Raw genomic sequence first — 13570 nt, 5'->3', positions numbered from 1 at the left:
GATGTCCGAGACGAGCCGCAAGCTGACCACCATCTTCTGCGCCGATGTGCAGGATTATACGCGCCTCATGGGAAAGGACGAGGAGGGGACGCTTTCAACCCTTCGTCGTTACCGCGATGCGATGAAAAGGCTGATCGAAGCCCATGGCGGCCGGGTCATCAACACCTGGGGCGATGGCGTCTTCGCCGAGTTTCCAAGCGTCGTCGAGGCCGTGCGCGCTGCGATCGACACGCAGAACGAGCTTGCCGGCTACAATGCCGTAATCAATCCCGACAAGCAGATGCTCTTTCGTATCGGCCTCAATCTCGGTGATGTGATCGCCGATGGCGACGATCTCTATGGAGACGGCGTCAATATTGCAGCTCGGCTGCAGTCGCGCGCTGCTCCAGGTGGCATCGTCATTTCCAACACCGTCTATGATCAGGTCCGCAACAAGGTGGCGGTCGGTTTCGATTTTCTCGGGCAGCTCGAGGTCAAAAACATCGAAGGCGGCGTGCCGAGCTATGCGGTGCGGATCGGCGGTGTGCAGGTTGTCGATACCACATCTGACTATCACTCGGCTCCGAAGCCGGCTCCTGCGCGGGCGCCCGAGCCTGTAGCGCAGGAATCCGCGTTGCAAGACTGGCGCCGGAGCTACGCCGCGCCGCTTGTCGTCTGCATCGGGCTTGCCATACTCAACGGCCTGACTTGGCACGGTGAGTTCTGGGCAAAATGGCCCATACTCGCCATTCTATGGGTTGCGACGTTTCGCTACGTTCGCAGCAACAAGCAGATCGATATGGCGATTGCCGGCCTTGTCATTACCGGCATCGGCTTAGTGACGATCAATCTTTTCACCTGGCAGGGCACACCGTGGGCGATCTGGCCATTGTTCGGGCTCGCGATCGCCGCGGCACTGCGCTGGGTCCGCCGGCCGCGCAGCGGCATGTGAGCACGGCAGGCAACGTCGTTCAGACGTGCCCAATTCCAGGCTCCAGCGCCGGCGTATCGCCAGGATGGGTAAAGAGTTTGCCCTTTTCCGCCCATAGCGTCGCAACGATCGACAGCGCGCCAAATACCGTGAAGCCGGCAAGCAGCGGCTGTGCCGTGCCATCGAACATCTGGCCGACGACGCCGCCGAGCAGGACGCCGATTGTCGTGGAGATCGAGCTGGTGATGGCGGCTGCCGTTCCCGCCAGGTGTCCCATCGGCTCCAGGCTGATGGCCATGCAGTTGGTGGTGATGACGGCGAACATCATCAGCATGACCGAGATCAGTACATAAATGAAGATGAAGCTCGGTTGGCCGAACATGCCGACGATGTAGCCGATGGCGCCTAAAACGGTGAAAACGATCATGGCGGCATGGGAAATGCGGCGCATGCCGAAGCTGCGGACGAAATAGCCATTGGCAAATTGTGCGACGGCGGTGCCGGCTGCCGTTGCCGCAAAGGCGATCGGGAACGTGTCCCCAAGGCCGTAGACTTCGCCGAAGACCTGCTGCACGGAGACGATGTAGGCGCAGATAATGCCGGTATAGAGCGTCAGCCCGATCATGTAGCCGCAGGTGATGCGGTTGGTCAGTACGGTTTTGAAGCCCGAAAGAACCGACGAAACAGAAAGCGGCAGGCGCTCTTCAGCGGGCAGCGTCTCCTTCATACGGAAGAAAGCGACCAGGAAGAGGCCGGCGCTGACGATGCCGAGCAGGATGAAGATCCATTGCCAGTTCGAATAGGCAACGATCATCTGGCCGACGAAGGGCGCGACCATCGGCATGATCATGAATACGATCATGACATAGGACATGACGCGGGCCATTTCGCGACCGCCGAAGCAATCGCGGACGATGGCGAGCGTCGTGATGCGCACGGCCGCAGCGCCGACGCCCTGGGCAAAGCGCATGGCAAGCAAGGCAAACAGGCTGCCGCTCCAAGCGGCGGCAAACAGCGTCACCGTATAGAAGGCAAGACCGCCAAGCAGGATGTATCGTCGGCCATAGGTGTCCGACAGGCTGCCGAAGAAAAGCTGACAGACGCCGAATCCGAGGAAATAGACGCCTATGACGAGCTGGATGTCGTTCGGATTGGCGACATTGAGCGACTGGCCGATATTCGGCAGCGCCGGCAGCATGCTGTCGATGCCCATGGAGATGCTGGCAGTCATCAGGGCGATCGTGAGGATGAATTCCACGATGCCAAGACCGATGCGGCTGGAGCCGGACTGCACCGGCGGCTGAGCCGGCGACTGTGATTGAGGCGGGGTTGTCATTCGAATATGCCTGTCAATGTAAAGCGAGAGACTGATCGGCCGGAGGCGGCGCATTGTGCGGGCGGAAGAGGCGTCCCCTTTCGGCGATCACCACGAACACCAGACCGATCAGCGAAACGGTGAAGTAACCGATGACCATCGGCGTTGCCGTACCGTTGAAATACTGGCCGATACCGGCGCCAATCGAGGCGCCGCCGACCGTGCTCATGAAGCCGAGCACCGAGGAGGCGGTGCCGGCGACATGGCCGAGCGGCTCCATGGCGAGAGAATTGAAATTCGAGCCGATCCAGCCGAACTGGAACATTGCCAGCGCGAAAAACAGCATGAACAGTGGGAAGGGCATCGGTGCCGGGCCATAGAGCTGCACCAGCATCCAAATGAAGGTGATGAAGGAGAAGCCGAGCAATGCCGCATGGGAAAGCCGCCGCATGCCGAAGCGGCCGACGAGCTGTGAGTTTATGAAGGAGGACAGCGCCATGAAAAGCGCAACGCCGCCAAAGGCAACCGGCGTGTACACGCCCAACCCGTAAATGCCGCTATAGATCTGCTGCGCCGAATTGATGAAGCCGAACAGCGCTCCGAACAGGAACGTGCTGGCCAAGGTGTAACAGAGCGCTACACGGTTTGTCAGAACCATTCTGAAGCCGGAGGCTACCGATCTGATGGTCAGCGGACGGACGTTTTCGGGTTTCAATGTCTCCGGAAGCCGGAAATACATCCAGAGACCGACGAGCGTCGCCATGGTGCCGATGAAGACGAAGATCATGTGCCAGGTGCTTACGAGCATGATGATCTGACCGCTTCCTGGCGCGATGACCGGCACGATCATGAACACCATCATGATGAGCGACATCACTTCGGCCATCAGGCGGCCGCCGAAGACGTCACGGACGATGGAAATGGTGATGACGCGCGTCGCCGCCGATCCCAGGCCCTGGATGAAGCGGAGCGCGAGGAGGCCGGCAAAAGACGGGATAAGGGCAATGCCGAAAGCGGAGATGACGTAAACGGTCAGGCCGATCAGCAGGGGCAGGCGGCGGCCGAAGCGATCAGACAGAGGGCCGTAGATGAGCTGCGCGGAGCCGAAGCCGATCAGATAGGCCGTCACCACATATTGCCGATGATTCTCGTTCATCACGCCGAGGCTGGAGCCGATCTGCTGCAATGCGGGGAGCATGATGTCGATGGCAAGCGAATTGATCGCCATCAGAAAGGCCGCGAGTACGATGAACTCGCGTTTGCCCATGGGCAGCTGCCCCTGGGACATGGCCTGGGATAAAGTCGTCACGGTTTTATTCCCATAAACATGTCAAGGCGCCGCCCGGCGGCAGCGCCCAATTGATCAAATCTAACTATGGAAACCGGACGAGGAGCCCGGTGCCCGGTCAGGCGGCGCCGCGAACGCTGATGCCGTGTTCCTGAAGGTGTTGCTGCAACTCGCCCGCCTGGAACATCTCGCGCACGATATCGCAGCCGCCGATGAATTCGCCCTTCACGTAAAGCTGCGGAATGGTTGGCCAGTTGGAATAGTCCTTGATGCCCTGGCGAATCTCTGCATCGGCAAGGACATTGACGCCCTTATAGTCGACGCCGATATAGTCGAGAATCTGGACCACCTGGCCGGAGAAGCCACACTGCGGAAACTGGGGCGTGCCTTTCATGAAAAGAACGACGTCGTTGTTCTTAACTTCATTATCGATGAATTCGTGAATGCCGCTCATTGTCCAGTTCCTTTCACATGCGGGGTCAAGGCCCGCAGCGTTACATCTGTCCCTTAAATAGCAAGCAGCCGACAAGATTTCCAGCCGCAAAACATACGCATCGTTTTTTTCATCGCATGAATGAACTCGTGGTTTTGCGGTCTGAGACCGCAGTGAATATGACCTATTGAGGTGATTTTCTGAATAGTGCGTTTTGAAAACGACACTTCAACTCCGTGCCTGAACAACACACATGAATGTGAAGCAAGGGACGGTTAATAGTAGTCTGCTATCTAATTTACAAACGATCGGTATGTTTGTAAAAGTGTTTCGATTGATGCGATTTGGCGCGTATCGGTCCCTTGTGAATATTGCGGTCGCATTTTGAGGGAGCGGACACCATGAGCCACCACCATTATTCAGACGGGCAGGTTGGTGAAGAGCGCGAATTTTATAGCTCTGAAGACACCAGCGAAGGCGAGCGGGAATATTTCGAGCACGTGCGCACGCCAAGAGCATCGATCCTGAATAGCGCCGTGACCGTCAGTGCCATCGTCCTTATATTGAGCATCGCTTTCGGCTATCGTGCCGCGACCGCCCCGACACAGCAGCGGGTGGCGTCTCCTATTGCCGAAAAAATCATGATTGCTCCACCGGTAGACTCATGTGCCGAGGCTTCTCCATATCCTCGCCATGAATGCTGAGACAATGCTGTTGCCGCAGCATGACGCGATGGCGGCAGGATTTTTATGAGCAGATTCCTGTCCGCTTAAAGCCTTATTCGTCAACACTTATTCCACTGTTGCTATTTTCAACAGATCATGCTGCTCCGCCATGAAAAAGCCGACAGTCCATGATCATGGCCATCTGCAGTTCTTATCAGTACTATCAGCGCGCCTCGGGGACAGACTACAATATGAATCCTATCAAGAAGAGGGTGGTTCTCCACTTCCCTGGCTTCGAGCCGCTGGACGCTGCCGCACACCGGGCTCGTTACGAGCGTTCTGCGCGACAGAGCGCTACCGCTTGGGATTTCACCGCGTCGGTGGACGAAATGAAGAATTTCGGCCGTGCGCCGTATTTCGATGTCACGGCGACGGCTGCAGGCTGGCATACGCAAAGCCGCATTCATATCGTCGATCATAACGATCTGGTTGCCACGCTGAATGGGAGGCCATTCTTCACACGGTTGATGCAGGGCTACCTCGCTGCTGCAAAAGTTGCCGCTTCGGGCGGCATGACCGGCTATTTCCGTCATGCATGGCGCTTCGGCCTGTTCTTTATCTTTCCCTTTCTGCTGATGCTTGCGGGGCTGATTCTCAGCCTGTCGATCGCGTTTGCGCCGATCCTTTTCGGGCTGCCGGCCTGGAGCCATATCGGCAGCATCGCGCTCGCAATCGCCTTTTTCGTCTATGTTTTCCTGCCGCAAGCCGAAAAGCTGCATACTCTGCATCTCTTTTCCGATTGGGAGATGGCGGTCGCGATGGCGGGTTTGAACGGAATAGGCGCAGAACAGTGGCTGGAAGCCAGCGCCGTCAGCGTCCGGCAAGCCTTGGATGAGCCCGACGTCGAAGAGTTCGTCATCTCCTCGCATAGCATGGGCTCGTCCGTGGCAGCTCACGTGGTCGGCTTGTTGCTGGAGCGCGAGCCGGACCTGCTGCAAAGCAAGCGCGTGGTGTTTACGACCCTTGGCAGTGCCATCCTGCAATGTGCTCTCATGCGGCCGGCAAAGGTGTTGCGCTCACGCGTCGGATTGATCGCGCGCTGCAAGGACATCTTCTGGCTCGACGTTCACTGCCTGACCGATGCAATCCATTTTTATAAGGCGAAAGTCGCGGCTGTTTGCGGCCATGAGGATGTCCGGCAGGCTTCGATCCTCTTCGTGCGCTTCAAGCAGATGCTGTCGGAAAAGCATTACAGGAAGATCAAGCGGGATTTCCTGCGAGTTCACCGGCAATATGTGCTCGGTCCCGATCTCAGGGCCTTCTTCGATTTCACGCTGATGACGGCCGGTCCGTTGCCAGCTGCGGATTTCGCTGAATTCTCAGTGAAGAGATTGCCGGAGCTGAGCTTCAACTCCGGCGAAGCGGCGCAGGCGCTCTCAGTCGGGCGCTGACGTCTGCAGCGCGAGGGCGTGCAGAACACCGCCCATATTGCCCTTCAGGGCATCATAGACCATCTGGTGCTGCTGCACGCGGCTCTTGCCGCGGAAGGCTTCCGCGACAACTTCGGCTGCATAGTGATCGCCATCCCCGGCCAGGTCGCGAATCGTCACCTTGGCGCCGGGAATGCCCGCCTTGATCATATCTTCGATATCGCCGGGGTTCATTGGCATGAGTGGTACCTCGATTATTCAGCGGCGGCGAGAGCGCTGCCATCCATGAAGGCAGGAAACCACGATTCATGCGCCTCACGCAACTGTTCAACCGGAAGCGTTAACAACCCATCGATAACGAGTGCATCGCCGCCGATCGTTCCGAGACGGCGGAAGGGGATGCCGGCGCTTTCAGCATTGATGCAGACGAAATTCGCGACGTCGGCCGGAACGGCGATGACGTAGCGGGCCTGATCCTCACCGAAAAGTGCCGCATGCGGCAGGGTCTTATGTTCGGAGAGATCAATGTTCAGGCCCTTGCCGGATGCCATCGCCATTTCTGCGAGTGCCAACGCCAGTCCCCCGGACGATATGTCGTGGCAGGCCGAGACCTGGCCGTTGCGGATGGCGGAGCGGACGAAATCGCCATTGCGGCGCTCGGCAAAGAGATCGACTTCCGGAGCCGGGCCGTCGGTCGAGCCGAGGATGTCGCGGAGATAGATCGAGGAGCCGAGATGGCTGCCGTCGACACCGATCATCAAAACGTGGTCACCTTCCGAAGCGGAGCCGATGCGGGCCATGGCCTTCCAATCCGGCAGTAGGCCGACGCCCGCGATGGTCGGGGTCGGCAGGATCGCGATGCCATTGGTCTCGTTGTAGAGCGAGACATTGCCGGAGACGATAGGGAAATCCAGCGCGCGGCAGGCTTCGCCGATGCCTTTAATGGCGCCAACGAACTGGCCCATGATCTCGGGCTTTTCCGGATTGCCGAAGTTCAGATTGTCGGTCGCGGCCAGCGGCTCGGCACCGGTTGCGGTGATGTTGCGCCAGCATTCGGCGACGGCCTGCTTGCCGCCTTCTAAGGGATCGGCTTCGACATAGCGCGGCGTGACGTCGGAGGAGAAGGCGAGAGCCTTGGTCGCATGGCCTTCGACGCGGACAACGCCGGCGTCGCCGCCTGGGAGCTGCAGCGAGTTGCCTTGGATCAAGGTGTCGTACTGCTCGTAGACCCAGCGGCGGCTGGACTGGTTGGCGGAGCCCACCAGCTTCAGCAGAGCCTGACCATAATCTTCCGGCGCGGCAACCAGATCAGCGGGCAGGGCGGCGCGCTTGTCGGATTCGCGCCACGGACGGTCATATTCCGGAGCCTGGTCACCGAGATCCTTGATCGGCAGATTTGCAACTTCCTCGCCCTGATGGATGACCCGGAAACGCAGGTCGTCCGTCGTCTTGCCGACGATGGCGAAATCCAGGCCCCATTTGACGAAGATCGCCTTGGCGACGGCTTCCTTTTCTGGCTGCAGGACCATGAGCATGCGTTCCTGGCTTTCCGACAGCATCATTTCATAGGCCGTCATCTGCTCTTCGCGCACCGGCACCTTGTCGAGATCGAGCTCGATGCCGAGGTCGCCCTTGGCGCCCATTTCGACGGCGGAGCAGGTAAGGCCAGCCGCACCCATGTCCTGGATGGCGATAACGGCGCCCGTCTGCATCAGTTCCAGGCAGGCTTCCAGCAGGCACTTTTCGGTGAAGGGGTCGCCGACTTGAACGGTCGGGCGCTTTTCCTCGATCGATTCGTCAAATTCGGCAGACGCCATGGTCGCGCCGCCGACGCCATCACGGCCGGTCTTGGCGCCGAGATAGACGACCGGCAGGCCGACGCCCTTGGCTTCCGAAAGGAAGATCGCATTGGACTTGGCAAGACCGGCCGCAAAGGCGTTGACCAGGATATTGCCGTTGTAGCGCGCATCGAACTCGACTTCGCCGCCAACAGTCGGAACGCCGAAGGAATTGCCATAGCCGCCAACGCCGGCAACGACGCCGGAGACGAGGTGGCGGGTCTTCGGGTGATCCGGTTCGCCGAAGCGCAAGGCATTCATGGCAGCGACCGGGCGAGCACCCATGGTGAAGACGTCGCGCAAGATGCCGCCGACGCCTGTGGCAGCACCCTGATACGGCTCGATGTAGGATGGGTGGTTGTGGCTCTCCATCTTGAAGACGACGCAATCGCCGTCATCGATGTCAACAACGCCGGCATTCTCGCCTGGCCCCTGAATGACGCGCGGTCCCTTGGTCGGCAGGGTGCGGAGCCATTTCTTGGAGGACTTGTACGAGCAATGCTCGTTCCACATGGCCGAAAAGATGCCGAGCTCGGTGAAGGAAGGCTCGCGGCCGATCAGATCCAGAATGCGCTGATATTCATCCGGCTTCAGGCCGTGGGCGGCAATCAGTTCGGGGGTGATCTGGATCGTATTGGAAATGGTCATGGGCGCTCGAGTGTCCTTGCCTGTAAAGGGTTTGAAGACCGGTCAGGGATCGGGGTCTCTTTAGCGCAACTCTCCCTGTCGTGCGACAGGAAAATCACCGGCGTTCACAACACACCGGCGTAGATGCAGCGAAAATCAAGCGTGCGGCCATGGGCGGCCGTTTTCGCAAGGTCAGAATTTATAACCGACCATGATGCCGGCACGCGTCATGCCGCCATTAGGTCCATCGCAAAGATTGGCATGCGACGAGTGCGCGATCTGCGCCATTACGTTCCAATGATTATCGAAATTGTAGCCGAGGCCGGCATATTCGTGGAAGAGCAGGCGGCAGCCGAGCATCGGACCGTGCTCTCGCCAGTCATCCAGGTTGCCGGTGTGCACCGTGCCGCCGAAGCCGAGTTCGGTGAAGATGCCGTTGCTATTCGTGAGCGTCCAGGAAAGGCCGCCATAGACCTGCGTCGCAGAGCCCGATGTGCCGATCGACGTGCCTACATGGATACGAGGATGGGTCAGCTGATCCTTCCAGTCGGCGGTCGGATTGTAGCCGAACGGATTGAAGAGAACCTGGACATCCGGGAAGACGCCGCTTTCGTGCTCGTTGCCGCTCTGGACGGAGCCGCTTGCGCCAAAACGCAGTTCGTCGAAAATCTTGACTTGAGGGGCGGGTGCGGCCGCCACGGTGTCGGCGGCGATTGCGGTCGAGTGACCCGCAACGAATATCGAACTGACTGTCAGAAAACTCAAAACTAAACGCTTGCTGAAAAAGCCTGCAATAGCCATGCGCTCCCCCTAGTGTAGCGGGCGAATCCTCACTTTCATTGATAGAATGGTAGCGTGCTAAGTGTCGAGGCGACGAACGCACATTTGCGCAAGATGTCTGTCGATAAATTGATAAGGCTTGCTTAAATGTGACTATCGTAACCCGATGAGCCGTTTTCCAACAACCTGCGTAATGTCATGAACCCGGCGGCAACATCTTTTCGCTGTGGTGGTGACGAAAAGGCGACGCGGACGCGATGATAGACCCTATCGATTCGGGCGGCCTTGAATTCATCCTCGTCATCGATGAGCACTCCTTCGGAGAGGGCTGCATTCTTGAAGGTACCCGAAAGCCAGGGTTCCGGCAGCTTCAGCCACAGGAATGGCAGATGCGGATGCGAATTGAACTCGAAGCCCGATAGTGCCTCACGTGCCAATTGCTCACGGGCCTTGATCTCTTCGACCGATTTGCGGCGCAGTTCCAGGGCATGACCGCCGAGTACGAGCCGGGCGCAGGTTTCGGCCAATATGAAAGGCAAGCCGCCCGTCGTCATCTTGTGCGTAACCTTGATGCGCTGGGCGAAATGCGGCGGGCAAGCGACCCAGCCGCCGCGCACGCCGGCTGTCACTGATTTAGACAAGCTGCTGACGACGAACGTCCGCTCCGGCGCAATGGCCGCCATCAGCGGGTTCTGGTCGCCGGTCATGCCGCCGTAGAGGTCGTCCTCGATCAGCCATACGCTGTGGCGGCGGGCAATGGCGGCAATCGCCCGGCGTCTTGCCTCCGGCATCGTCACCAGCGTGGGATTATGGGCTGTCGGCATCAAAAAGGCGAGGCGCGGATGCTGCTGCTGGCAGAGACGTTCGAAATCTTCCGGGATCATCCCGTGCTCGTCCGAATCCACGAGGATCGAGCGCCTTCCGAGCAGGCGCGCGGCGCGGCTGATCTGCGTATAGGTGAGGTTCTCGAAGACGATCTTGTCGCCCGGCGAGGTGACGGCGGAAATGACTGCTATGGCGGCTGCGTGCGCGCCGAGCGTCGGCACGATCGTTTCGATTGCCGGCTTCCAGCCGTTTCGGGCGAGCCATATCTGCCCGGCCTCAAACCAGTTTGCCGGGAAGTTCCTTGAATAGGAAGAGATCTCGGATTGATGATCGCTGCTGATGTCGGCGAAAAGCTTGCCGATGATCGTACCCTGGCCGATGTCGGGAGCGGCCGTCGTGTCGAAGCGGATCTTGGCGTCGGGCGTATTCAGACCGCGGGTACCGGCAAGCGCCTGCGTGATCGGATCGACAAGCTCGATCTGCTTGCCGTTCGAACGCTCGAGAACATAGGTGCCGCGGCCGACTTCGCCAGCGACGAGGCCGCGTTCATGCACAAGGGCATAGGCCCGGCTGACCGTGCCGATGGTAACGCCGATATCATAGGCGAGATTGCGCTGCGGCGGCAGCTTCGTGCCCGGAGGCAAGACGCCATGCGTGATCGCATTTTCGATGCTGTCAGCGACGCGGATGTAAACCGGGCCGGTTCCGCTTGAAATGTCAGGTAGCCAATTTGTCATAATGACAATTTCCTAGATTGTCCCTGTTGTTGAGTCAAGAGTATGAGTCAATTTGTGCCGTTTGGCTCGGTACATTAAAATTGTCATCATCATCTGGAAATGAAAAATGAGCACAATGGGTACAATCTGTTCGACCGAGGCGGGAGGCGCTCGTTCGGTGAACATGGAGTGTGCGGCGGCGAAGCCAAGGCCGCAGGTAGTGCGTCGGCTCTGGGCACTTTACCTGCATTGGCGGGAGAAGCGCGAAGGACGGCGGGTTCTGAGGGATCTGACGGATGACCAGTTGCTCGACATCGGCCTGACGCGCCGCCAGGCGGTCAAAGAGGTCAACAAGTCGTTCTTTTGGGATTGAGAAGGGTTGGCGTCAACTCATAGACGTGCAACCACAGCCATGACGAGACGAGCGGGATCGGAAAGCCCAGGGCGTCGACGACGACTTGGATCTTGGTCGTGAGTCCGTGTCGTGGTCGATCGAGACAATGATCTGCCTCTCGTATGCCGTTTGTCCACAAATGGGGCGCGCTCCGTAAACGGTCCTTGGCGATATTCTGCAAAGCATGACAGAACAGCAAGATCGGTCGAGCGCGCCATGCCTGCGTATGCCTAATTGATGTGGCCACGCAGGAGGGACGATGAAGACGGCGTTTCACAATTATCGGGCACGGATGCTGCGAGTGCTGGACCACATCGACCGGCATCTTGACAGTGATCTGGACTTGGAAACGGTGAGCGATATTGCGGCCTTTTCGAAGTTCCATTTCCATCGGCAGTTTACGGCGACCTTCGGGTTGTCCGCACATCGCTATATCCAGCTTGCCCGCCTGAAACGGGCGTCGCACCGGTTGGCCTACACGGGCGACCAAAGCGTCACGGACATAGCGATGGATGCCGGCTATGACGCACCGGACGCCTTCGCCCGCGCCTTTCGGCGAAGGTTCGGGCAATCGCCTTCGTCGTTCCGGAAGTCTCCGGACTGGGAGCCGTGGCTTGCGGCCTTAGGGCCTTTCGACAACGCAAGGAGCAAGCTCATGCAGAAGACCTTTACCTTTGACGACGTAACAATCCGCGAGGTACCGGTGACGCCGGTAGCGATCATGGAGCATCGGGGCGACCCTACGACAATCGGCGCCACCATCCAGCGGTTCATCGCGTGGCGTAAGGCCGCTGGCCTGCATCCGAAGACAAATCCGACCTTCAATGTCTGGCGTTCCGAGCGGCGCCCCGCGTCGCCAGCGGACTATAGCATGGACCTTTGTGTCGGGACCGACCAGCCGATCGAGACGAACGGCGAGGAGATCACCGTCGGTGAGATCCCTGGCGGGCGCTGCGCGGTCCTGCGTGTGGTCGGCAACACCGACAATCTGGAGCCAGCCGCGCTCTATCTTTATCGCGACTGGCTTCCGGCCAGCGGCGAGGAAGTTCGTGACTTCCCGATCTATTGCCAGCGGCTTGCCTTCTTCCCGGAGGTTCCGGAGCACGAAGCGGTCGCGGAACTGTTTTTGCCGCTGAAATGACGACCTCCGACGATGACCTATCCCTCCCGATAACAGGGGGCAGTCCCTATACAACCGATCCCGGTCTTGATGGGTTCATCGCCAGGTAGGCCCGCCCGATAATAACGCAGTTTGCCGCCTAGCTAAGTCCGAGAACCGAAAGAACGAAGTCGGCACGTTCCTCGACGCTGACCTTTGGCAAAACGTGGGTCTCATAGCCGAGTGTCGGGTAGGCGGCAGTCAGCCGCTCATATTCCTCGACGGCGGCCGAGAAATCGTGCCTCCGTTCCCGGTCGCCGACATTGATCTCCGGCCAGGGCGGCGTCAGGAAGACATGTTTATTGTAGCGGTGCAGTTGGCCCAGCAACGCCAAGGCGGGCTCGCCCGTCATATGTTCGAGCGCCGATGCCGCGTCGATCAATCCCCGGTCGAAGAAGACAGAACCGGGGAATGCCGCTGCTTCTTCACGATCCATCAGCGACGTGGCGATTTCCCTGCGCGCAAATGCCGGTGCATCGACCCAAGGCAGGGCAGATCCGTCGCCTTTCAGTTCCTTAACGACGATGCGCCGCCCCGGCTCTTCGACGGTATGATAACCGCGGCGCTTGAGCGCTTCCAGCAACGTCGATTTGCCGCCGCCGGAGCAGCCCGAAAGGATGATAAACCTGTCCATGACAATGTTCCCTGGGTAAAGGGCACGTCATGTGCTGGCCGCGGGATAGTGTTGAAGCGGATAAGGCTTGCGGCTTAGCTGCAGGCCTTCGATCCCCCAGCCCAGCGATTGACGTCACCCGTAATGCGGCCGCCGGAAGCGCCTGACATCATCGGCCCGAAGGCCTGCAATTGCGCAGGGTTGCCTTCCGCTTGCACGACGAGCGAAGGCCGGCCGGTCGGATGTTTCTTGTCGACCACGAGGATGCGTGGGCGACCGGTAAAGGAATTGAGCTCGGGAGCGAGCTGATAGCTGGCAAACGCAGGGTCCGAAGACTTGAACCAGCAGACATTGGCATTGAGCATGATGCGTTCCATCGTCGACAGGGCGCTGTGATCGGTCGCGATGATGCTCGGCGGACGCGGGCCGCAAGAGGTGATCAATAGCCCAAGCATCGCGATAGCGGCGGCGGAGTAAAGTCCTGTCAGGAGGCGAGGGCGCATCAATCTCTTTCCAATGAGGCGGTTAGGGCTGGTCTGCCGGGTCGCATTCCGGCGCCCTGCTGTTCGATCCAAAA

The 13570-nt window shown here is 59.2% G+C and carries 14 protein-coding genes; 5 read left to right on the top strand and 9 right to left on the bottom strand.

Features of this window, described 5'->3' with window-relative positions; genetic code table 11:
• Position 1 precedes the first annotated feature (1 nt).
• A complete protein-coding gene (locus FHT85_RS00740) occupies positions 2-931 on the top strand; it encodes an adenylate/guanylate cyclase domain-containing protein (RefSeq protein ID WP_112334741.1) in 930 nt (309 codons plus the stop codon).
• Between the two features lie 19 nt (positions 932-950).
• On the opposite strand, the gene FHT85_RS00735 is transcribed toward FHT85_RS00740, so the two are convergent.
• The 3 genes from FHT85_RS00735 to grxD form a co-directional block, all read right to left on the bottom strand.
• The gene (locus FHT85_RS00735; protein WP_112411921.1) at positions 951-2246 is read right to left on the bottom strand and encodes a multidrug effflux MFS transporter; all 1296 of its coding nucleotides are present in this window, start codon (positions 2244-2246) and stop codon (positions 951-953) included.
• Positions 2247-2259: 13 nt separating this feature from the next.
• Positions 2260-3492 carry a multidrug effflux MFS transporter gene (locus tag FHT85_RS00730; protein ID WP_112334743.1) on the bottom strand — a complete coding sequence of 411 codons (1233 nt, stop codon included), beginning with the start codon at positions 3490-3492 and terminating at the stop codon, positions 2260-2262.
• 139 nt (positions 3493-3631) lie between these two features.
• On the bottom strand, positions 3632-3967 hold the full coding sequence (gene grxD / locus FHT85_RS00725) for a Grx4 family monothiol glutaredoxin (protein ID WP_112334744.1): 336 nt from the start codon (positions 3965-3967) through the stop codon (positions 3632-3634).
• 380 nt (positions 3968-4347) lie between these two features.
• Between grxD and FHT85_RS00720 the strand changes: the two genes are divergently transcribed.
• Entirely contained in the window at positions 4348-4650 is a 303-nt protein-coding gene (locus tag FHT85_RS00720) for a hypothetical protein (protein WP_112401223.1), read from the top strand.
• 212 nt (positions 4651-4862) lie between these two features.
• A complete protein-coding gene (locus FHT85_RS00715) occupies positions 4863-6062 on the top strand; it encodes a hypothetical protein (protein WP_112411963.1) in 1200 nt (399 codons plus the stop codon).
• Here FHT85_RS00715 and FHT85_RS00710 read toward each other — a convergent pair.
• The 4 genes from FHT85_RS00710 to FHT85_RS00695 form a co-directional block, all read right to left on the bottom strand.
• Positions 6048-6281: a BolA family protein gene (locus tag FHT85_RS00710; protein ID WP_004108912.1), complete on the bottom strand. Its 234-nt coding sequence runs from the start codon at positions 6279-6281 to the stop codon at positions 6048-6050. The two genes, FHT85_RS00715 and FHT85_RS00710, sit on opposite strands and share 15 nt — an antisense overlap.
• A 14-nt stretch (positions 6282-6295) precedes the next feature.
• A complete protein-coding gene (purL, locus tag FHT85_RS00705) occupies positions 6296-8527 on the bottom strand; it encodes a phosphoribosylformylglycinamidine synthase subunit PurL (RefSeq protein WP_112411922.1) in 2232 nt (743 codons plus the stop codon).
• Between the two features lie 171 nt (positions 8528-8698).
• Complete coding sequence (locus tag FHT85_RS00700) at positions 8699-9307, bottom strand: acyloxyacyl hydrolase (protein WP_183773932.1); 609 nt, start codon at positions 9305-9307, stop codon at positions 8699-8701.
• Between the two features lie 122 nt (positions 9308-9429).
• On the bottom strand, positions 9430-10848 hold the full coding sequence (locus tag FHT85_RS00695) for a PLP-dependent aminotransferase family protein (protein ID WP_112411923.1): 1419 nt from the start codon (positions 10846-10848) through the stop codon (positions 9430-9432).
• 106 nt (positions 10849-10954) lie between these two features.
• Between FHT85_RS00695 and FHT85_RS00690 the strand changes: the two genes are divergently transcribed.
• On the top strand, positions 10955-11200 hold the full coding sequence (locus FHT85_RS00690; protein WP_112400788.1) for a DUF1127 domain-containing protein: 246 nt from the start codon (positions 10955-10957) through the stop codon (positions 11198-11200).
• Between the two features lie 280 nt (positions 11201-11480).
• The gene (locus tag FHT85_RS00685; protein WP_112411924.1) at positions 11481-12362 is read left to right on the top strand and encodes a GyrI-like domain-containing protein; all 882 of its coding nucleotides are present in this window, start codon (positions 11481-11483) and stop codon (positions 12360-12362) included.
• A gap of 118 nt (positions 12363-12480) precedes the next feature.
• Here FHT85_RS00685 and FHT85_RS00680 read toward each other — a convergent pair whose 3' ends face one another.
• Together FHT85_RS00680 and FHT85_RS00675 are read right to left on the bottom strand one after the other, a co-directional pair.
• Entirely contained in the window at positions 12481-13014 is a 534-nt protein-coding gene (locus FHT85_RS00680; protein ID WP_112411925.1) for an AAA family ATPase, read from the bottom strand.
• Between the two features lie 74 nt (positions 13015-13088).
• Positions 13089-13496: a hypothetical protein gene (locus FHT85_RS00675; protein ID WP_112411926.1), complete on the bottom strand. Its 408-nt coding sequence runs from the start codon at positions 13494-13496 to the stop codon at positions 13089-13091.
• Between the last annotated feature and the right edge of the window lie 74 nt (positions 13497-13570).

The sequence above is a fragment of the Rhizobium sp. BK312 genome (assembly GCF_014193605.1).
Classification (GTDB): domain Bacteria; phylum Pseudomonadota; class Alphaproteobacteria; order Rhizobiales; family Rhizobiaceae; genus Rhizobium.
Note: the sequence above shows the minus strand (reverse complement) of the source record. Positions and strands in the feature narration are given on the sequence as shown.

Bases quoted from the DNA above. Each gene is read 5' to 3' on its own strand.
- FHT85_RS00740 (WP_112334741.1), top strand. From the start codon at position 2: ATGTCCGAGACGAGCCGCAAGCTGACCACCATCTTCTGCGCCGATGTG.
- FHT85_RS00735 (WP_112411921.1), bottom strand. From the start codon at position 2,246: ATGACAACCCCGCCTCAATCACAGTCGCCGGCTCAGCCGCCGGTGCAG.
- FHT85_RS00730 (WP_112334743.1), bottom strand. From the start codon at position 3,492: ATGGGCAAACGCGAGTTCATCGTACTCGCGGCCTTTCTGATGGCGATC.
- grxD (WP_112334744.1), bottom strand. From the start codon at position 3,967: ATGAGCGGCATTCACGAATTCATCGATAATGAAGTTAAGAACAACGAC.
- FHT85_RS00720 (WP_112401223.1), top strand. From the start codon at position 4,348: ATGAGCCACCACCATTATTCAGACGGGCAGGTTGGTGAAGAGCGCGAA.
- FHT85_RS00715 (WP_112411963.1), top strand. From the start codon at position 4,863: ATGAATCCTATCAAGAAGAGGGTGGTTCTCCACTTCCCTGGCTTCGAG.
- FHT85_RS00710 (WP_004108912.1), bottom strand. From the start codon at position 6,281: ATGCCAATGAACCCCGGCGATATCGAAGATATGATCAAGGCGGGCATT.
- purL (WP_112411922.1), bottom strand. From the start codon at position 8,527: ATGACCATTTCCAATACGATCCAGATCACCCCCGAACTGATTGCCGCC.
- FHT85_RS00700 (WP_183773932.1), bottom strand. From the start codon at position 9,307: ATGGCTATTGCAGGCTTTTTCAGCAAGCGTTTAGTTTTGAGTTTTCTG.
- FHT85_RS00695 (WP_112411923.1), bottom strand. From the start codon at position 10,848: ATGACAAATTGGCTACCTGACATTTCAAGCGGAACCGGCCCGGTTTAC.
- FHT85_RS00690 (WP_112400788.1), top strand. From the start codon at position 10,955: ATGAGCACAATGGGTACAATCTGTTCGACCGAGGCGGGAGGCGCTCGT.
- FHT85_RS00685 (WP_112411924.1), top strand. From the start codon at position 11,481: ATGAAGACGGCGTTTCACAATTATCGGGCACGGATGCTGCGAGTGCTG.
- FHT85_RS00680 (WP_112411925.1), bottom strand. From the start codon at position 13,014: ATGGACAGGTTTATCATCCTTTCGGGCTGCTCCGGCGGCGGCAAATCG.
- FHT85_RS00675 (WP_112411926.1), bottom strand. From the start codon at position 13,496: ATGCGCCCTCGCCTCCTGACAGGACTTTACTCCGCCGCCGCTATCGCG.